At 57.6% G+C, this 19,487-nt stretch carries 22 protein-coding genes and 1 other annotated feature; all 22 genes read left to right on the plus strand.

Going from position 1 to position 19,487, the window contains the following annotated elements; genetic code table 11:
• Positions 1-299: 299 nt before the first annotated feature.
• The 22 genes from ligA (at position 300) to tyrS (ending at position 19,463) form a co-directional block, all read left to right on the plus strand.
• Positions 300-2,315 (plus strand): NAD-dependent DNA ligase LigA, encoded by a 2,016-nt coding sequence (ligA, locus tag MTP39_RS07460; protein ID WP_249240025.1) that lies wholly within the window; start codon positions 300-302, stop codon positions 2,313-2,315.
• Between the two features lie 156 nt (positions 2,316-2,471).
• The gene (locus MTP39_RS07465) at positions 2,472-3,362 is read left to right on the plus strand and encodes an ATPase, T2SS/T4P/T4SS family (RefSeq protein WP_249240026.1); all 891 of its coding nucleotides are present in this window, start codon (positions 2,472-2,474) and stop codon (positions 3,360-3,362) included.
• Positions 3,359-3,823 carry a hypothetical protein gene (locus tag MTP39_RS07470; RefSeq protein WP_249240027.1) on the plus strand — a complete coding sequence of 155 codons (465 nt, stop codon included), beginning with the start codon at positions 3,359-3,361 and terminating at the stop codon, positions 3,821-3,823. Before MTP39_RS07465 ends, MTP39_RS07470 begins: the two co-directional genes overlap by 4 nt.
• A gap of 27 nt (positions 3,824-3,850) precedes the next feature.
• The gene (gene spoIIIAC, locus MTP39_RS07475) at positions 3,851-4,045 is read left to right on the plus strand and encodes a stage III sporulation protein AC (RefSeq protein ID WP_055184433.1); all 195 of its coding nucleotides are present in this window, start codon (positions 3,851-3,853) and stop codon (positions 4,043-4,045) included.
• The gene (locus tag MTP39_RS07480) at positions 4,042-4,425 is read left to right on the plus strand and encodes a SpoIIIAC/SpoIIIAD family protein (RefSeq protein ID WP_249240028.1); all 384 of its coding nucleotides are present in this window, start codon (positions 4,042-4,044) and stop codon (positions 4,423-4,425) included. The genes spoIIIAC and MTP39_RS07480 overlap by 4 nt, the downstream gene beginning before the upstream one ends.
• Positions 4,422-5,480, plus strand: coding sequence for a stage III sporulation protein AE (locus MTP39_RS07485; protein ID WP_249240029.1), 1,059 nt, complete (start codon positions 4,422-4,424; stop codon positions 5,478-5,480). The genes MTP39_RS07480 and MTP39_RS07485 overlap by 4 nt, the downstream gene beginning before the upstream one ends.
• The gene (locus tag MTP39_RS07490) at positions 5,481-5,963 is read left to right on the plus strand and encodes a hypothetical protein (RefSeq protein ID WP_249240030.1); all 483 of its coding nucleotides are present in this window, start codon (positions 5,481-5,483) and stop codon (positions 5,961-5,963) included.
• Positions 5,960-6,472, plus strand: a complete 513-nt coding sequence (locus MTP39_RS07495; protein ID WP_249240031.1) for a stage III sporulation protein AG — start codon at positions 5,960-5,962, stop codon at positions 6,470-6,472. The genes MTP39_RS07490 and MTP39_RS07495 overlap by 4 nt, the downstream gene beginning before the upstream one ends.
• A gap of 60 nt (positions 6,473-6,532) precedes the next feature.
• Positions 6,533-7,156, plus strand: coding sequence for a SpoIIIAH-like family protein (locus MTP39_RS07500; RefSeq protein WP_249240032.1), 624 nt, complete (start codon positions 6,533-6,535; stop codon positions 7,154-7,156).
• Between the two features lie 274 nt (positions 7,157-7,430).
• Complete coding sequence (locus MTP39_RS07505; protein ID WP_117948093.1) at positions 7,431-7,805, plus strand: Asp23/Gls24 family envelope stress response protein; 375 nt, start codon at positions 7,431-7,433, stop codon at positions 7,803-7,805.
• A gap of 83 nt (positions 7,806-7,888) precedes the next feature.
• On the plus strand, positions 7,889-8,335 hold the full coding sequence (nusB, locus tag MTP39_RS07510; protein WP_055184420.1) for a transcription antitermination factor NusB: 447 nt from the start codon (positions 7,889-7,891) through the stop codon (positions 8,333-8,335).
• Between the two features lie 95 nt (positions 8,336-8,430).
• Positions 8,431-9,273 (plus strand): glycoprotease, encoded by an 843-nt coding sequence (locus MTP39_RS07515; protein ID WP_249240033.1) that lies wholly within the window; start codon positions 8,431-8,433, stop codon positions 9,271-9,273.
• The gene (gene xseA / locus MTP39_RS07520; RefSeq protein ID WP_249240034.1) at positions 9,261-10,484 is read left to right on the plus strand and encodes an exodeoxyribonuclease VII large subunit; all 1,224 of its coding nucleotides are present in this window, start codon (positions 9,261-9,263) and stop codon (positions 10,482-10,484) included. The genes MTP39_RS07515 and xseA overlap by 13 nt, the downstream gene beginning before the upstream one ends.
• On the plus strand, positions 10,462-10,692 hold the full coding sequence (gene xseB, locus MTP39_RS07525; RefSeq protein WP_249240035.1) for an exodeoxyribonuclease VII small subunit: 231 nt from the start codon (positions 10,462-10,464) through the stop codon (positions 10,690-10,692). Before xseA ends, xseB begins: the two co-directional genes overlap by 23 nt.
• Positions 10,692-11,573 carry a polyprenyl synthetase family protein gene (locus tag MTP39_RS07530; RefSeq protein WP_249240036.1) on the plus strand — a complete coding sequence of 294 codons (882 nt, stop codon included), beginning with the start codon at positions 10,692-10,694 and terminating at the stop codon, positions 11,571-11,573. Before xseB ends, MTP39_RS07530 begins: the two co-directional genes overlap by 1 nt.
• A gap of 18 nt (positions 11,574-11,591) precedes the next feature.
• A complete protein-coding gene (locus MTP39_RS07535; protein WP_249240037.1) occupies positions 11,592-12,059 on the plus strand; it encodes a divergent PAP2 family protein in 468 nt (155 codons plus the stop codon).
• A 48-nt stretch (positions 12,060-12,107) separates the two neighbouring features.
• Complete coding sequence (dxs, locus tag MTP39_RS07540) at positions 12,108-13,991, plus strand: 1-deoxy-D-xylulose-5-phosphate synthase (protein ID WP_249240038.1); 1,884 nt, start codon at positions 12,108-12,110, stop codon at positions 13,989-13,991.
• Positions 13,988-14,791, plus strand: coding sequence for a TlyA family RNA methyltransferase (locus MTP39_RS07545; RefSeq protein ID WP_249240039.1), 804 nt, complete (start codon positions 13,988-13,990; stop codon positions 14,789-14,791). The genes dxs and MTP39_RS07545 overlap by 4 nt, the downstream gene beginning before the upstream one ends.
• A gap of 30 nt (positions 14,792-14,821) precedes the next feature.
• Positions 14,822-15,670 (plus strand): NAD(+)/NADH kinase, encoded by an 849-nt coding sequence (locus MTP39_RS07550; protein WP_249240040.1) that lies wholly within the window; start codon positions 14,822-14,824, stop codon positions 15,668-15,670.
• A gap of 20 nt (positions 15,671-15,690) precedes the next feature.
• Complete coding sequence (locus MTP39_RS07555) at positions 15,691-16,179, plus strand: arginine repressor (protein ID WP_005925916.1); 489 nt, start codon at positions 15,691-15,693, stop codon at positions 16,177-16,179.
• An 18-nt stretch (positions 16,180-16,197) separates the two neighbouring features.
• Entirely contained in the window at positions 16,198-17,868 is a 1,671-nt protein-coding gene (gene recN, locus MTP39_RS07560; RefSeq protein WP_249240041.1) for a DNA repair protein RecN, read from the plus strand.
• 57 nt (positions 17,869-17,925) lie between these two features.
• Positions 17,926-18,180: a binding site (T-box leader), on the plus strand.
• 62 nt (positions 18,181-18,242) lie between these two features.
• Positions 18,243-19,463, plus strand: coding sequence for a tyrosine--tRNA ligase (gene tyrS, locus MTP39_RS07565; RefSeq protein ID WP_249240042.1), 1,221 nt, complete (start codon positions 18,243-18,245; stop codon positions 19,461-19,463).
• The last annotated feature ends 24 nt before the right edge of the window (positions 19,464-19,487 follow it).

Here is a 19,487-nt window from a genome sequence, read left to right on the forward strand (position 1 = left end):
ACTGTAAAAGGGCACTTGAAATAAAACGAATTATCGACGTAAAATATAATGAATATACGTTTAGTATCTTTCGAAAGTGATTATAAATCAACGCATTGGATGCACTGATATCGATTTCAACGCATGAGAGCGTCTCGAGAATACGATTTGTATTTAATGCTTTGCAGAGCGTCCATGGATGTGGTATACTAAGGAGGATGCAAATGCAAACGACTACCGCTTACCTGCTGTGTCCGGTGTACAGCACAGTTTCTGCCCGGAAAGCAGCACGGCGGGCGGTAAAATGATATCGCGGGAGAGTGGAATATTTGGAACTGGAACAGGCAAAAAAACGCGTGGAAGAGCTGCGCGCAACGATCGAAAAAAACAACCGGCTTTACTACGATCAGGATGCGCCGGAGCTGGAGGATTTTGAATACGATGCCCTGACGCGGGAACTGAAGGAACTGGAAGCGCAGTTTCCTCAGCTTGTCACAGCAGCATCGCCCACCCAGAAGGTGGGCGGCACCGCCAGCAGCAAGCTGCCCAAGGTGACCCATGCTGTCAAGATGGAAAGCCTGCTGGATGCGTTTTCTTTTGACGAACTGCGGGACTTTGACCGCCGTGTCCGCGAGGCCGGGGTCACACCGGAATATGTCGTGGAGATCAAAATCGACGGTCTTTCTTGCAGCTTAGAGTATGAGAACGGGCAGCTTGTCCGCGCCTCCACCCGCGGTGACGGCGTGGTGGGTGAGGATGTTACCGCAAACGTGCGTGCTATCCGCAGCATTCCCAAGACCCTCAAGGATGCGCCGGAGTTTCTGGAAGTGCGCGGCGAGGTGTATATGCCTCACAAGGCTTTTCAACACCTGTGTGCCGAGCAGGAATTGCAGGGTGCTGCGCCTTTTAAAAATCCCCGCAATGCAGCAGCTGGTTCTCTGCGGCAGAAGGATGCCCGCATCACCGGCAGCCGGGGACTTTCCATCTTTGTGTTCAACGTGCAGCAGATCCGGGGTGAGACCCTGACCAAGCACTCCGAAAGTCTGGATTACCTCAAGAGCCTTGGTTTGCCGGTATCGCCGCGCTACCATGTGGTGCATGATATCGAGGACGCCATTTCTGAAATCGAGAACATCGGCCAGAATCGTGCAAAGCTGGATTTCGACATGGACGGTGCCGTTATCAAGGTGAACGATTTTGCCCAGCGGGAGCTGATGGGTTCTACTAACAAATTCCCGCGCTGGGCCATTGCCTTCAAATACCCGCCGGAGGTCAAGGAGACCACCCTGCGCAGCATCGAGGTGGCCGTTGGCCGCACCGGCGTGCTCACCCCCACTGCCTGCTTCGACCCAGTGTTTTTGGCAGGTACCACGGTAGCTCGCGCCACCCTCCACAACGAGGACTTTATCCGGCAGTTCGGGCTGTGCATCGGGGACACCATTCAGGTGCGCAAGGCGGGCGATATCATCCCAGAGGTCATCGGAGTCACCCATCATGCGGAGGACGCTGAGCCCTACACCATGCCCACGGTCTGCCCCTCCTGCGGCGCGCCGGTGGTGCATCTGGAGGACGAAGCCGCCCTGCGCTGTGTGAACCCGGAGTGCCCGGCACAGGCGCTGCGCAATATCATCCATTTTGCCTCCCGGGATGCCATGGATATCGAGGGCTTGGGCGAGGCAGTGGCCACCCAGTTGGTGGAAAAGGAGCTGGTGCATTCTGCAGCAGATATCTACACGCTGACCCGGGAACAGCTGCTGGAACTGGACAAATTCAAGGAGAAAAGCGCAGACAATTTGTTACAGGCCATTACTGCCTCCAAGCAGAACAATCTGGATAAGCTTTTGTTCGGCTTTGGCATCCGCAATATCGGCGATAAGGCAGCCGCGCTGCTGGCAGAGCATTTCGGCACGCTGCAAGCGATCCGGGAAGCCACCGCAGAGCAGATCAGTCAGATCGACGGCTTTGGCGGTGTGATGGCGCAAAGCGTGGTGGAGTTCTTTGCCAAGGAAGGCACCACCGACCTTGTACACCGCCTTGCAGATGCCGGGGTCAATATGCAGTGGAAGGGCGAGCCGAAGGGGGACAAGCTTGCGGGCAAAACACTGGTGGTCACCGGTACGCTGGAGACCCTCTCCCGCAACGAAGCCGAGGCGCTGATCGTGAAAAACGGCGGCAAAGCCAGCGGCTCGGTCTCCAAAAAAACGGCCTATGTTGTGGCCGGTACGGCGGCGGGCTCCAAGCTGACCAAAGCACAGGCGCTGGGCGTGCCGGTGCTGACCGAACAGGAGTTCCTTGCCATGCTGCAAGATATCCCGGCAGAACCGGAAACGACTTGAAGAACTTCTCCGAATGCCGAAATATAAATGATCTCAAAAGCTTCTGCAACGCTGTTGCAGGGGCTTTTTTGTTTGTCCGTTCCCGGTTCCCGGTTCTAATGACGCACAAAGCGCATACAATGCTAGCACAAAGCTTTCGTGGAAGGAGAAACTAAAGTGGACGAGTATTACCGGGCCGTCAGAGCCCTTCCCGCTTGGCTGGCAGCGCCGCTGGCACAGCTGCCCGCACAAACAGTAGTGCACATACAGGAGCTGCGGCTGCGCACAGACTGCGCGGTCACATTTACCGTGCAGGGGCGGCAATGCCCAGCTTCTGCACTGCCGGGTTGTCCTCCGACATTGGCTGCAATGCGGCTGGACACGCTGCAAATAGAGGAGATCTTCCACACCCTTTGCAACGGCTCAGTGCACACCCACGAAAAGGAGCTTATCGAGGGTTACCTGACCACTTCTGCCGGAAACCGTGTGGGCGTGGCAGGGCAGTTCGTGCAGCGGGAAGGGCAGAGCATCACCCTGCAAAAGGTCACCTCGCTCAACCTGCGGATCGCACGTAGCTGTGTTATCCCTTTGCCGCCCGCGCTGGACAAGCTGCTGGAGCAGCACTTTACCGGGTTGCTGATAGTGGGAGAACCCGGCAGCGGCAAGACCACCCTGCTGCGCACCATCGCCCAGACGCTGGCTGAGCGGCAGCGTTTGGTAGCAGTAGTGGACGAGCGGGGCGAGCTTTTCCCGCCGGAGCAACCCCTGCCGCCGCTGGAGCGCATCGGCGGGGTGGATAAAGCCCGCGCTGTCCAGATGGCGCTGCGCACGCTGGCACCGCAAGTGATCTTGCTGGACGAGCTGGGCGGCTTGGAAGAGACCAGAGCACTGGAACAAGGCTTTTTCAGCGGGGTGGACTTTATTGCCAGTCTCCACGCGCCGGATGCTGCACAGGCCCAGTGCCGCCCACAGGTACAGGCTTTGCTGCAACGCGGGATGCTACGGCAGCTGGTCGTCCTTGCCGGGCGAGAGACACCGGGCTGCATCCGGGAAGTGTGCGCCGTATGAGCGGCTTTCTGCGCGGGTTTGGTCTGTTTTTGCTCCCACTGTGTGGTTGGCTGGTGGGGGACGCAGTACAAGCTGAAACCAACCTGCATCTTGCTGCCTTGCAGCGCACCATCGAGCTATTGCAGCGCATCCGGCAGGAGATCCAGTACCGCCGGGCAGACCTGCAAAGCCTTTACCGGCAGCTTTGCCGAGATGGTCTTTTGCCACAAGCTCCCGGCGGTACATTGCAGCAGCTGCCCGCACCGGAACGGCTCTCTGCGGCAGAGCACGCCTGTTTTACAGAGTGCTTTAGAGGCCTTGGCCGCGCAGAAGCCGCACAGGAATGCGAACGGCTGGATTACTATACGGCGCGGTTCGAGGACTATTTGCAGCAGGCACGCCGCACGGCACAGCGGCAGGCCGGTCTGCCGCACCGTCTTGGGCTGGCAGGCGGTATGATGCTGGCGCTGCTCTTTTTGTAAAGGCTGTAGGGAACAAAGGAGAAACGGATGGATATCGAGCTTGTGTTCAAAATTGCGGCCATCGGCATCATCGTTGCTGTGCTCAATCAGTTGCTCATCCGCTCCGGGCGGGAGGATCAGGCCATGATGACCACGCTGGCGGGGCTTGTGGTGGTGCTCTCCATTCTCGTCAAGCAGATCAGCGCCCTGTTTGCCACCATCCGCTCTCTGTTTGCGCTATGAGTGCGGCGGTTCCGGTGCTGGCGGCGCTGCTGCTGGCGGCCTTTGCCGGTATTCTATTACAACGATATTCCCCGGCGTTTGCACTGCTGCTTTCGCTGGGTGCTGCGGTGTGGCTGCTGCTCCGTCTGGCACAGCCGCTGCGCGGGGTACTGCAAGCATTCGTGCAGCTGGGGCAGCACACCAACGCACAGGCTTTTTCCTGCCTTTTGCGCAGCGCGGGGATCATGCTGCTGGCAGATTACGTCCGCACCCTCTGCGAGGAAGCCGGAGCGGACACTCTTGCATGGTGTGCCGGGCTGGCAGGGCGGTGTCTCGTACTGGCAGCAGTATGGCCGCTGCTGGAACAGATATTCCAGACGATCTGGAGGTTGGCGGGATGAAAAAACGCAGCCTTATCATTTGCGTGGCAGCGCTGGACTTTCTGTGCAGCAAAACCTCTCTAAAAGCCGTGGCTGCGGAAGCCGCACCGTGGCAGACTTATCTTGACAAAGCACCTGTACAGGCCGAGCAGTTTGCGGCAGACCCGCTTGGCACCTTGCTGCATTTATTTGCCGCCGAGCCGGTGCAGTTACTGCGGGATGTGCTGCAGCAATATGCCGATATTCTACTGTTTTTATCGCTGGCGGCTGGGCTTGCATTTCTCTTGCAGGACACTGCCGACAGAGCCCTGCTGGAGCTGGCGGCTGCCGGCGGCTGCGGCGTTTTATTGTGGCAGGAACTGGACGAGCTTGCCGCTGCCCTGTGCACCCGGATGGCCGGGTGGAAAAGCTATCTGCTGGGCTTTTTGCCGGTGTACAGCGGCGTACTGGCGGCGGGCGGCGAATGGAACGCCGGAGCGGCTGCAAACGGCTTTCTGCTCACGGTGCTATGTTTTATTGCACAGGCGGTCACTCTCTGGCTGCAGCCGCTGCTGCACAGCTACCTCGCCATCAGCATGGCCTGCGGCATCAGTTCCCGCAAAAGTCTGTCCGAGGGCTGCACCCTGACCGGACGGCTGCTGCGGCAGGCCATCGGCTGGGCGGGCAAAGCGTTCGCCGCCCTGATGAGCCTTCAGCGCGTAGTCACGGTGCAGCTGGATCGTTCGGCCTCCCGTCTGGGGCAGCTTCTGACCGGCAGTGTACCTATTGTGGGGCAGGCGTTGAGCAGCGCGGCAGACGCAGTGCTGGCCGGGATGCAGCTGCTCAAAAGCACCCTTGGTATTGCCGCATTACTCAGCATCGGGGCAGAGTTTGCGCCCTTGTATCTCGGGCTGCTGGTACATCTGTTTTTTCTGTCCTGCTGCGGCTGGCTTGCCGGGATCGGCGGGCTGGAGCATTGCCATAAGCTGCTGCAATGCTTTGCCGAAGCCGTGCGCTGCATGGCGGCAGTTACAGCTTTGTTTTTCATGTTGTTTGTGGTGGGCATCGTGCTGCTGATGTTGACAGGGGGTGGTTAGATGCAGGCATTTCAGCGGGCCGCGGCAGTGTTCTGCATGGCGTGCATCGGGGCGGAACTGGTCAGTCTTTTTGGCGGGCAAAGCTGGGCAGGCCGGTGCATAAAAGCCGTAGCCGGACTATATATTTTAGCAGTCCTTCTTGCGCAGCTGCCACGACTGCCGGGCAAGATCATGACCGCTTTTTCAGGAAATACAGCCCCGGCGGTTACGTCCGCTGCGCAACCGGATGCGCTGGAAACGGAGATCCTGACCGAGACCAAAGCCCAGCTGGAAACGTATTGTACTGCACAGTGCAGCCAACAGTTTGGGCTGGACGTCAGCGTGACGGTCACGCTGGAAAAAGCCGGGCAGCAGGTCATGGTAAAAAAGGCTGTTGCTGCCTTCCCGGCGGGCTGTACCGCTGCACAAAAACAGGCGGTGCTCAGCTTTTTGCAGCAGTCGCTGGGCAGCACTCCCACGGCAGCGGAGGAGAGCACACCATGAAAAAGAACGAATTGCTTTCCACCTTGCGCTCTCTGCAAAGCAGTAAAGGCCGCACTTCGCTGGCAGTGGCGGTCGGTGTGCTGGCAATGCTGCTGCTTTTGCTGTCGGAACTTTTGCCCGGCGGTGGTACGCAGAAAGCGGCGGCATCCACCACCCAGACCGTTGCTGTCAGCCAGTACCAGACCCGGCTGGAGCAGCAGCTGGAAGGGCTTATCAGCCAGCTGCAAGGGGCGGGACGTACCACAGTCATGGTCACCCTGACCACCGGAGAGGAGACTATCTATGCAGTAGATACCCAGACCGGAGATCTGCAACAGCAGGAGACGCACGTTCTTTTACAGGATGGGTCTGCGCTGGCCGAGACTACCTATCTGCCGCAGGTATGCGGGGTCGCCGTGCTGTGTGAGGGCGGGGGAGACGTCCGGGTGGCAGCCCGTATCACTGAGCTGCTGCATTCGCTGTTGGATCTGCCCACAAACCGCATCTGTGTGGAGCAGCGCAAGCGCTGAATCGTTGTTTTTATCAAGTACCAAAACCGCCTACCGAAAACCTAAAGGAGGAACCGTTTTATGAGAGCACTTTCCAGAAACACCCGCAGGGTCACCGCCCTGACACTGGCGGCAGCGCTGGTCATTGCCGTCTACTTAAACTGGCAGTATGCCCGCGCAGACATCACCCCGCAGACAGAGGACGACACCCTCATGGTCTCGGCAGAACCGGTGGATGCAGAAGCAGAGACTAGCATCACGGATGCACTGCCCACAGAAGCGGAAGCTGCCTCCGGTGCCAGCAAAAACTATGGCGAAGCACAGCTTGTCAGCGTGGCAAACGATAGTGGCACCCGCTTTTTTGAGCAGGCTCGTCTCAAGCGGGAAAAGGCACATGACGAAGCCATGGACACCCTGCAAAAAAGCCTGAAATCCTCCTCCCTGACAGCCGAGGAGAAAAAGGAGTACACCGCACAAATGGCGGCAGGGCTGGAGGATTTGAATGCGGAAAATGAGATTGAGACACTGGTGCGTGCCAAGGGCTTTGCGGACTGTCTGTGCTTTTTACATGCAGGGCGGGCAGACCTGACCGTGATGACGGCAGGTGAGCCGCTCACAGCGGCACAGGTGGCGCAGATCCGGGATGTAGTGATGAACAAGAGCAGCGTGACCGCCCAGAATATCACGGTGGTAGAGGTGAAGTGAGCGCTCTCTATTAAGACCGACATCCCGGCGGCGATGACGCGGCTTTTCTTGCAGGCAGAAAGCTGTATACGCTGCCGGGATGCCATTCCGTGCGGATTTCCATCTTCTTTTCCAAACAAGTATTGAAATTGCCCCCGCATTGATGGTATAATAACTCTATCAAAAATGAATGCTGCGCACCTTTATGCACCGCACAAGGGCGCGTTTGAACAAAAAAGGCAGGCACGGCAGACAGGCTTCAAGGCTTTGAAACCGCTGCCGGAGCAGCCTTTGGATGGAGGACAGCACAATGGATTTACAGAACATGGATCTTCAGGGCGGCAGCCTTCAGATTTCGACCGAGGTCGTGGGTAAGATCGCCCGCTGCGCCGCACTGGAAGTGGACGGCGTTGCCGAGGTATCCTGCGGCGTGCAGAACAAAAAACTGAAAAGTCTGCTGGAATCTGCCAGCATCCAGCCGCCTGTGGTGGTGGAGATGCGGGACGGCACGGCCAACATTACTCTGCACCTGATGATGCAGTTCGGCGCACGGATCCCCTCTGTGGCTGAAAAGGTACAGGAGAACGTCAAGTCTGCCGTACAGAACATGACCAATGTGACGGTCAGTCGCGTAGATCTGGTCATTGCAGGCCTTGCCGAGGCGCAGTAACAAATTCAGCAAAAAATCATATCAGAAACGATCCTCCTCCCGGTACACCCGGCGGGGAGGGTTTGTATTGCGAAAGGAACATTATGGAAAATATTCTGCCCCGTAGAGAAGCCCGTGAAAACGCCTTTTTGCTGGCATTTTCGCAGACCTTTGGTGACATTCCTCTGGCCGAGGCATTGTCCAACCACGCCGAGAACGACGAGGAGCATCCTGTGGATGCCTTCAGCCGTCTGCTGCTGAACGCCTACTACGATCACTCCGCAGAGGTGGATGACGAGATCCGCGCCCATCTGCGCAACTGGACCATGGAGCGTCTGCCCCGCGTCAGCCTGACCGTGCTGCGTCTGGCCGTGGCCGAGATGCTGTTCGGCGGCGAGAACAAGCCCGGCGTTGCCATCAATGAGGCTGTGGAGCTGACCAAGAAGTACGGCGCGGGCGAGGACTACCAGTTCGTGAATGGCCTGTTGGGTGCTGTGGCACGCGACCATGGCCTGAGTGATGAAGCCGTCGCGGAGTCGGCTGAACAGTGAGCCGTTATACGCTCGGGGTCGATACAAGCAACTATGCAACCTCTCTGGCAGTTTTTGATACAGCCGGGGAGGTTGTTTGTGCAAAAAAGCGTTTTTTGCCGGTAAAAGCCGGGCAGCTTGGCCTGCGGCAGAGCGATGCGCTGTTCCATCACACAGCAGCTCTGCCGGAGATGCTGCAGGAGCTGGCGCAGGAATTCGACCTGACTAAAATAGATGCCGTAGGCGTTTCGCAAAAGCCGCGCCCGGTAGAGGGCAGCTATATGCCCTGTTTTCTGGCTGGTGTCAGTGCCGCGACTGCCTTTGCGGCGGCGCGGGACATTCCGCTGATCTACACCACCCATCAGCAGGGGCACGCTGCGGCAGCACTGTATGCTGCAAAGGGCGAGGCGCTGTTCTCCCAAAAGGTACTGCTGTTCCATATCTCCGGCGGCACCACGGATCTTTTGCTGTGCGATCAGGTGCGTACCATCACCACCCTTGGCACCAGTACCGATCTGTATGCCGGTCAGGCGGTGGATCGCGTAGGCGTACGGCTGGGCTTTGGCTTCCCCGCCGGGGCCGAGGTCTCCCGCCTTGCCGCGCAGTGCACGGAAGAAATTCGCCCCAAGTCCAGCGTAAAGGGGCTGCAATGCAGCCTTTCCGGGCTGGAAAACCAGTGCAACGCCCTGCTTGCTGCCGGTAAAGCGCCGGAATACGTCTGCAAATACTGCCTGCTTTGCGTGGCAGATACCGTTGTCCGCATGACAAAGGCTGCGCAGAAGGAATACCCCGGTCTGCCGGTGGTCTGCGCCGGTGGTGTAATGAGCAGCGATATCATCCGCACATGGGTGCAGCAGCGTCTGCCGCAGGTCTATTTTGTGCCGGGGCAGTATTCCAGTGATAACGCCATCGGCGTGTCCATTCTTGCTGCGCGGGAGGCCGGGCTATGGCTGATGTGATCTCGGTATCAGAGCTGAACCATTATGTCAAAACACTGCTGGATGTCAACGATGGGCTGTTTGATTTGGCCTTACGCGGTGAGATCGCAAACTTTGTGCAGAACGCGCGCAGCGGACACTGCTATTTTTCTCTGCGGGATGAAGCTTGCAGCGTAAAGGCAGTGATGTTTCGCACCGATGCCCGCCGTCTGGCATTTCGCCCGGAGGAGGGAATGCGTGTCGTGGTGCGCTGCCGTGCTACCCTTTACGAGCGGGACGGTGCGTTTCAGATCTATGTGAACGAGATGTTCCCGGATGGTCTGGGCGCGGCACAGCTTGCACTGGAGCAGCTGAAAGCCCGGCTGGAAAAGGAAGGTCTGTTTGACCCCACGCACAAAAAGCCGCTGCCTGCATACCCCAAATGTATTGGTGTCGTTACCAGCAAAACCGGGGCAGCATTGCAGGATATCCGCAACGTGATCAGCCGCCGCTGGCCATCCGTCCGGCTGCTGCTGTGCCCGGTAACGGTGCAGGGCTTTGAGGCTGCCCGGCAGATCGCTGCTGCTATCCGCACGCTGGATCAGAGTGGGCGGGTAGACGAGATCATCGTGGCCCGGGGCGGCGGCAGCAGGGAGGATCTGTGGGTGTTCAACGCCGAGGAGATTGCCCGGGCAGCATTTCGCTGCAAAACGCCGCTGATCAGCGCCATCGGGCACGAGATCGACTACACTATTCTGGACTTTGTGGCCGACCAGCGTGCACCCACGCCGTCCGCTGCCGCAGAGCTTGCAGTGCCGGATCGGGAGGAGCAGCGGCGCATTTTTGAAAATATTGAAGAAAATATTCACAAAAATATACAAAAACGGCTCGCGTTGTGCTATAATAGTCTGGAGCAATACAACTTTTTGTTGGAGGAGAACGCGCCAGACAAAATCTTACAGCAGTATTCAAGTCGTCTGCAACAGATGCAGCAGGCCATTCAGACGCAGCAAAAAGCGCGTATGAATGGCAAAAATATGCAGCTTCAACACGCGGCTGCACTGGTGGCATCGCTGGATCCATACCGTGTGCTGGCTCGTGGCTATGCCCTTGTGACCGATGCAAAAGGGAAGGTCTGCACCGTGGAGCAGCTGCAACCGGAGCAGACCATCTGTGTGCGCAGCCGGCAATATCAGGCACGATGCCGTGTAGAAACGGTGGAGGAGATCAATGAGAGCACCCAAAAGCTTTGAAGAAGGAATGGATCGGTTGAACGCGATCCTTGCACAGATGCAGCAGGAGGATACCTCGCTGGCAGATTCCGTCAAGCTGTATGCGGAAGCGGCCTCCCTGATGCAGTACTGTCACGCAACGCTGGAAAAAACATCGCTGCAGATCGAGGAGATCAATGCAAAGATTGCCGAGACCGTAGAAGCCCCGCAGGAGCAGGAGGAAGAATAATGGAATACAAGGCGCAATATCAGGAATATCTGCTGCAGGCCACGGCTGCGCTGGATGCTGCCAGCGCCCGTTTTCTGCCCGAGGAATCAGAGGTGTGCAGAGCCGCCCGTTACAGCTTGCTGGGCGGCGGAAAGCGCATCCGCGCAATTCTGACGCTCAGCGTTTGCGATATGCTGGGCGGTGAGATGCAGGCTGCCGCACAGTTTGCTGCAGCTGTGGAGATGCTGCATTGCTACTCGCTGATCCACGATGATTTGCCCTGTATGGACAATGATGATCTGCGCCGAGGGCGTCCCTCCTGCCACAAGGCTTTCAGCGAGTCCACGGCAATGCTGGCCGGTGATGTGCTGCTGACCGAGGCTTTTGAGGTGATCGCAAACGCACCCGCTGCGCCGCAGGTCTGCGTGGCAGCCGCCCGTGCGCTGGGCGCAGGTGCAGGTAGCCGCGGCATGGTCTACGGGCAGGAGTTGGATCTGAAATATGAAGCACTGGCGGCCACCGAGGAGCAACTGCGTCTCATCCACCGAAACAAGACCGGTGCACTGATCAACGCCGCCGTTCAGATGGGCGCTGCCGCAGCCGGTGCAACGCCGCAGCAGTGCGAGATACTGGCCTCCTACGCATACGGGCTGGGGCTGGTGTTCCAGATCGTGGACGACGTGCTGGACGTTACCAGCACCCCGGAGCAGCTGGGCAAGCCCATCGGCAGCGACAGCGAAAACGGCAAGACCACCTTCGTCACCCTGTACGGGGCAGACGGTGCCATGGCGCTGGCGCAAAAGCTGAACGAGCAGATCTGCGATGATCTGCAACAGCATTTTGGTGAAAAGGCCGCCTTCCTGCAGCAGTTGGCACAACAGCTTCTGGTGCGCAAAAACTAAAGAAAAAGGAACACAACTATGCAGTATATTCAAAATCTTTTGTCGGTCAATCAGATCTTGACCGCGTCGCTTCTCAGCTGGTTCGTTGCGCAGGTGCTAAAGACCATCATCAACTTCATTCTGCTGGGCAAGTTCCAGTTAGAGCGGATGTGGGGCGATGGCGGTATGCCCAGCGCACACAGCGCGACCGTCTGCGCCATGGCTATCGTTACCGGGCGCAGCGCCGGGGTCGCCTCGCCGATTTTTGCGGTGGCCTGCGTTGTAGCGATCATCACCATGCACGATGCCATGGGCGTCCGGCACGAGACCGGCGAGCAGGCAAAGGTGCTGAATCAGATGATTGCCCAGTGGATCGATGTAAGCGAGAAAAACGCTCCCTTTTTGCAGAATATGCACCTGAAGGAAATGGTCGGCCACACGCCGCTGCAGGTCGTAGCAGGCGTGCTGCTCGGCTCTCTGGTAGGCTTTTTGTTCCCGGTCATGTAAAAAGCGGCAGAAACGCCCAAAGTACAAACGCATAAAGGACGTGTGAATATGGAATCGTTGTTGCTGGACAAGATCGATCAGCCCAGCGATCTTAAAAAGCTGAACGCACAGCAGGTGGAGAAGCTTTGCGCGGAGATACGGCATTTTATGCTAGAAAACATCTCCAAGACCGGTGGGCATCTGGCCTCTAATCTTGGCACCGTAGAGCTTACCGTGGCGCTGCACCGTGTGCTGGAAACGCCCAAGGATAAGATCGTATTCGATGTAGGGCATCAGTGCTATACCCACAAACTGCTCACCGGACGCCGGAAGCAGTTTGACCATTTGCGGCAGCTGGATGGCATTTCCGGCTTCCCGAACCCCCACGAAAGTGTGCACGATGCCTTTATTGCCGGACATGGCAATACGGCGCTTTCGCTGGCCATTGGCATGGCTTGGGCAAAAAAGATCAAGCGCGAGCCCGGGCTTGTGGTGGCGGTGATCGGTGATGGTGCTTTTACCGGCGGCATGGTATACGAGGGCATGAACAACATCGGCGGGCTGGACAATCTGCTTGTGATCCTGAACGATAACAAGATGTCCATCTCTAAAAATGTTGGTGCACTGGCGCGGTATCTGACCCATCTGCGCACAACTACGGCTTATTACGATGCCAAGGATAATGTGCGCAGCTTTCTGGACGGCGTGCCGGTGATCGGCACGCCGATGAAAAAGTCGCTGATCGGCGCAAAAACGCTGGTACGCCGTGCCATGTACCACTCCACCATGTTTGAGGATATGGGCTTTGAGTACATCGGCCCGGTGGACGGTCATAATGTGGAGGAGCTGGAGCGCACCCTGCGCTCGATCTACCAGCGGCCTGGTCCGCACTTTTTGCATGTTGTGACCAAAAAAGGTAAGGGCTATCAGCCGGCAGAGATGAACCCGGGCAACTATCACGGTGTATCTGCCTTTGACCCGGACGGAATGCCGGATCCGGAGGTTGCGCCGAAGGAGTCCTTCTCCACTGTTTTCGGCAAGCTGCTGGTGCAGGAAGGAACGCAAAACCCGAAGCTCTGCGCAATTACCGCAGCCATGAAGTACGGCACCGGACTGCAATTTTTTGCCCACCGTCACCCGCAGCGTTTTTTTGATGTGGGCATGGCAGAGCAGCACGCTGTCACCTTTGCGGCAGGTCTTGCCAGTCAGGGAATGCTGCCGGTGGTGTGCATCTACTCCACTTTCCTACAGCGCTCCTACGACCAGATCATCCATGATGTCAACCTTTTAAAGGAGAATGTGGTCTTTGCCATCGACCGCGCAGGTTTTGTTCCCGCAGACGGCGAGACCCATCAGGGCATCTACGATGCAGCCTTCCTCAGCCAGATGGGCATCCCGGTCTATGCGCCCTCTAACTACGAGGAGCTGCAATACTGGCTGCACTATTTGCTGCAGGATACGGTCTCCGGCCCGCGGGCCATCCGTTACCCCCGCGGCGGCGAGAGTGCAAAGCTAGCGCAGTATCCCTGCACAAAGCGGGAATATGATTTTTTGCGCGAGACGCCCGGGGCAGAGGTCCTTCTGGTCAGCTATGCAGACGAGCTAGAGGATCTGCTGGACGCTGCCGAGCAATTGAACGCTACATCGCAGAATGTAGATGTCCTGAAGCTTGTAAAGCTGTACCCCTTTACAGATAAACTTATCGATACTGTGTCGAAATATAAAATTATGCTGTTTGCAGAGGAATGTGTTGCAACCGGTGGCATTGGCGAGCATCTGGCCTGTGCTCTGCAGCAAAAGGGCTGGAACGGCTGCTTTTTGCACTGTGCTGTTCACACGGCCTGTCTGCCGCACGCGACTGTTCCGCAGATCAAGCAGTGCACCGGTCTGGATGCTGCGGATCTTGCGCAGGCAGTCCGGGCTGCCCTTACGAAAGGAGAAAACGAACTGTGAAAATTCGGTTGGATCAATATCTTGTGCAGAACGGCCTTGTGCAGAGCCGGGAGCGCGCCAAAGCTCTGATCATGGCCGGTGTGGTTTTTGTCAACCAGCAAAAGGTGGACAAGGCCGGCGAGATGATTAAGGAGGACGCTGTGGTCGAAGTTCGCGGCCACGATATCGGCTACGTCAGCCGCGGCGGTCTAAAGCTGGAAAAGGCCATGAAGTGTTTCCCTCTTACCCCTAACGGCAAGGTGTGCATGGACATCGGTGCGTCCACCGGTGGCTTTACCGACTGTATGCTGCAAAATGGTGCAGTGAAGGTGTATGCCGTAGACGTTGGCTACGGTCAGCTGGCATGGAGCCTGCGGACAGATGAGCGCGTGGTGAACATGGAGCGCACGAACATCCGCTATGTTACGCCGGAAGATCTGGCAGAGCCCATTGAGTTTTTCAGTGTGGATGTTTCCTTTATTTCTCTGCACCACATTTTCCCGGTGGCGCAGCGCATTACTACCCCGGACGCCATGGGTGTCTGTCTGGTGAAGCCGCAGTTCGAAGCAGGTCGCGAGAAGGTGGGCAAAAATGGCGTGGTGCGCGACCCCGCCGTGCACCGCGAGGTGCTACACAACGCTATGTCCTATGCTGCAGAAAACGGCTTTGTGGTGCGCGGGCTGGATTACAGCCCGGTCAAGGGGCCGGAGGGCAATATCGAGTACCTGATGTTCGTGCAAAAGAGCGCCCAGCCCGCTGTGCTGGACGATGATGCTGCCGCACAGGTGGTGGCAGCAAGCCACACCACGCTGGATTGTTAAGAACCAGCTGTCAGCAAAGGAGAAGCCGGTATGACGATCTACATTTCGCCCAACCCGGGCAAGACCTCCGCCAGCGAGATCGCGCTGCGTGCGGCGCAGATCCTGCTGACCCAAGGCGCAGCTGTGCTGATGTGCGATGCTCTGCGAGAAAGCAGCACGGCAGGGGTCGTTTATCTGCCGCTGGAGCAGTGTCTGGAGCGCGCTGACGTGATCCTGACTATCGGCGGGGACGGCACCATCCTGCACGAAGCGAATCTCTCGCTCCGGTACGCAAAACCCATCCTCGGCATCAATCTGGGACGCTGCGGCTTTCTGGCCACCTGCGAGATCGGCGAAATGGAAACAAAACTGGCTGCTGTGGCGCGGGGCGAGTTCCGGCTGGACAACCGGATGCTTTTATATGCCCGGGTGCTGGGTCAGGATGGCTGGGAAGGCCATGCCCTCAACGATGTAGTTGTGACCAAAGGGCGCTTGCAGCAGGCTATCGACTTTAGCATTTACTGCGATGATATTCTGGTAGAGCACTACCGGGGCGATGGCGTTATTGTGGCGACGCCCACCGGCTCTACGGCCTACTCGCTGGCAGCCGGCGGCCCGATCCTTGATTCGCAGACCAAGGGTGTTGTGGTGACCCCCATCTGCCCCCACAGTCTGGCCAGCCCGGCCATGGTATTTGCGCAGGAGCGCAAGCTGAACGTCTGTGTGGGGCAGGTAGCAGACGATGAAGTGTTTATCAGCTGTGATGGCGGTATTGGCTACCCCCTCAAGGCGGGTGCTACCGCAGAGATCCGTCTGTCCGATCAGAACGTCAAGCTTATCACCTTTGGGCGGGCAGACCAGTTTCAGGCCATTGACCAGAAACTGCGTAAAAGACAATAACACGGGAGGCGATTTTTAAGATGGCACGCAGCCGCAAAGAAGATACAAAAACAAAAGCGGAACGCTTGCAGACGATCCTGCGTCTTGTGCAGGAGCATCCCATCAGCCGGCAGGAGGTGCTGCTGGAGCACCTACGGAACGAAGGCTTTGAGGTAACGCAGGCCACCGTTTCCCGCGATATCCGCGAGCTGTGCCTTGTAAAGGCAGCTACCACCGAGGGTTACCGCTATGTTTCCAGCCGGAACGAAAGCTTCAACCCCAAGACCCAAGGGCGTTTTGAGACCATCTTCCACGAGTCTGTTCTGGGGGTGGATTACGCCGGGCATGTTGTGCTGGTAAAATGCTATTCCGGCATGGCCAATGCCGCCTGCGAGGTTTTTGACGCTTTACAGTGGAAAAATGTTGTCGGCACCCTTTCCGGTGATGATACCTTTTTAATTGTTGCGCGCTCGGAGCGCGATGCCAAGACCATTTGTTCGGAGCTGACCCGTTATGTGGGGCAGAGATGACGGTAGGAGAACGAAGCCATGCTGAGCAGCCTGCAAATTGAAAATGTTGCCGTGATCCAGAAGGCAGAGGTGCACTTTGAACCGGGGCTGAATGTACTGACCGGCGAAACCGGTGCGGGCAAATCCATCCTGATCGATTCCATCAATGCGATTCTTGGCAACCGCACCTCTAAGGACTTGGTGCGCACCGGGGCTGCAAAGGCGGTGATCCGCGCTGCCTTTGAGCAGGTGCCGTCTGCGGTGCTGGATAAGCTTGAACAGTCCGGCTACGAGCGCTCGGAGGCACTGTTGCTCAGCCGCGAGATCACCGCCGAGGGGAAAAGCAGCTGCCGCATCAACGGGATGCCAGCCACGGCAGCCGTTCTGCGGGATTTGTGCGGCGGGCTGATCAACATCAACGGCCAGCACGATTCCGTAGGCTTGCTCAATCCGGCGCATCATCTGGGCATTTTGGATGATTATGCGCAGAACCGCACTGTTTTTCAGGATTACTATACCCTGTACCGGAAGCTGGTGCAGGTCAAGCGGGAACTGGATGCCCTGATCACCGATGAGGCTGAAAAACAGCGCAAAATCGACCTATTGCAGTATCAGGTGCAGGAGATCGAGGATGCCGGGCTGACTGCCGGTGAGGAGCAGACGCTGGAAAACCGCCGGAAGGTGCTGTCCAATGCGTCTACCATCCGGGATCGTCTGGCACAAAGCTATGCGCTGCTTTCCGGCAGTGATGATGCTGCAGGCGCAGTGGATCTGCTGGGGGAAGCCTCCAACGCAGTGGACGCTGCCGCGCAGCTGGACCCCGCGCTTACAGCCGCCGCCGGGCAACTGCTGGACTTATACTATAACGCCAAGGATGTGGCCGCAGATCTGATCGGGCGGCTGGATGCCTACGACACCAACGATGCAGAACTGGACGAGGTGGAGCAGCGGCTGGATCTTTTGTACCGGCTGAAGCGAAAGTACGGTAGCACGGTGGAAGATGTGATCGCTTTCGGGCAGAAAGCCCGGGAAGAGCTGGACAATATCCAGCATTCCCAGCAGCGCTATGATACTTTGCAGGCAGAAAAGCTGCGTCTTTACGCAAAAGCGCGGGAAAAGGCCGAGGTGCTGACCCAGACCCGGCTGAAAGCCTTTGAGGAGCTGAACACCCGCATTTCCGGCACGCTGGACTTTTTGAATATGCCGGGTGTGCGTATGACTTTGCGGCACACCCGCGGCCCGCTGGCCAGCCACGGGCAGGACAGCGTTGAATTCTACATCTCAACAAACCCCGGTGAAGCACCCAAGCCCCTGGCAAAGATCGCGTCCGGCGGCGAGCTGAGCCGTATCACCCTTGCCATCAAGAACGCAATGGCTGATAAGGATGCTGTGCCTACCGTGATCTATGATGAGATCGACAGCGGCGTGTCCGGCAAGGCTGCGGGACGCATCGGCGAGGTACTGCGTCAGAGCGCGCAGGGGCATCAGATCCTGTGCATCACCCACACGGCGCAGATCGCAGCACTGGCCGATTGTCATCTGCTTATCCAGAAAAATGTGTCTAACGAGCGCACCTATACCGAGATCCATCCGCTGGACGAAAACGGCCGCGTGGAGGCCTTGGCACGTCTCATCTCCGGCGACCACATTACAGAGCTTTCCCGCGCCAATGCCCGGGAAATGTTGCAGGAGCGCAAGCACGGCGGCTGATTTTGCAGAAAGGCCAACTCTTGACAAAGCGGCGGTCTTGTGATAGAGTAGACACTGTTAATGGCGATGAAGGGAACAAGTACCCTGAAGGATTCTGTCCAGAGAAGTCCCGGTTGGTGCAAGGGATCACAGAACAGCAGGGGAAATACCTCCCGGAGCCGCAGGCTGAATGCGTAAGGCTAGTAGGCTGTGCCGCGTGCGAGCGTTAAAAACGCAGGAGTGTCACTCTACTCTGGGGTGTGCACTCGTAAGGCCGCTTCCGTGAGGGAACGGCAAACAGAGGTGGTACCGCGAAGTTATCTCGCCCTCTGCCAAATTTATTTTTGGCAGAGGGCGTTTTGTTTCCTCTGCCCCAAAAACAGGAGGTTTTTCCCATGACGCTGTACGAAGAACTGAAGGCCCGCGGTCTGGTAGCCCAGATCACCGATGAAGAGATCATCGACCTGATCAACAATGGTAAGGCTACCTTTTACATCGGCTTTGACTGCACCGCCGACAGCCTGACTGCCGGCCATTTTCTGGCACTGACCCTGATGAAGCGCCTGCAGCTGGCTGGTAATAAGCCCATCGCCCTGATCGGCGGCGGCACTACTATGATCGGTGACCCCTCCGGCCGCACCGATATGCGCAAGATGCTGACCAAGGACGATATCGCCCATAATGCAGCTTGCTTTAAGAAGCAGATGGAGAAGTTTATCGATTTCTCCGAGGGCAAGGCGCTGATGCTGAACAACGCCGACTGGCTGCTGGATCTGAACTACGTTGAACTGCTGCGCGAAGTAGGCGCCTGCTTCTCCGTGAACAACATGTTGCGCGCCGAGTGCTATAAGCAGCGCATGGAGAAGGGTCTGTCCTTCTTAGAGTTCAACTACATGATCATGCAGAGCTACGACTTCTACTACATGTTCCAGCACTACGGCTGCAATATGCAGTTCGGCGGCGATGACCAGTGGAGCAATATGCTGGGCGGCACCGAGCTGATCCGCCGCAAACTGGGCAAGGATGCCTACGCCATGACCGTGACCCTGCTGACCGACTCTCAGGGCAAGAAGATGGGCAAGACTGCCGGCAACGCTGTCTGGCTGGATCCCAACAAGACCAGCCCCTTCGAGTTCTACCAGTACTGGCGCAACGTGGGCGATGCCGATGTGATGAAGTGCATCCGTATGCTCACCTTCCTGCCGTTGGAGCAGATCGAAGAGATGAGCACTTGGCAGGATCAGCGCCTGAACGAGGCCAAGGAGATTCTTGCCTACGAGATGACCAGCATGGTGCATGGCAAGGAAGAGGCCGAAAAAGCTCAGAATGCTGCCCGCGCACTGTTCAGCGGCAATGCGATGGATACCGAGCACATGCCCAGCACCCAGCTGACCGAGGCTGACCTGACGGACGGTGCTATCGGCATCCTGACCCTGATGGTCAAGGCCGGTCTGGCTGCTTCCAACGGCGAGGCTCGCCGTCTGGTGGTGCAAGGCGGTGTGCTGGCAGACGGCGAAAAGGTCGCTGCTCCCACCGTCAGCTTTACCGCAGAGCAGCTTGCCAAGGGTATCGTCATCAAGAAGGGCAAAAAGATCTACCACAAGGTAACGCTGTAAAAAGCAATATAAAATTTATGGGCC

This window comes from Faecalibacterium sp. I3-3-33 (assembly GCF_023347295.1).
In the GTDB taxonomy this organism is placed as follows: domain Bacteria; phylum Bacillota; class Clostridia; order Oscillospirales; family Ruminococcaceae; genus Faecalibacterium.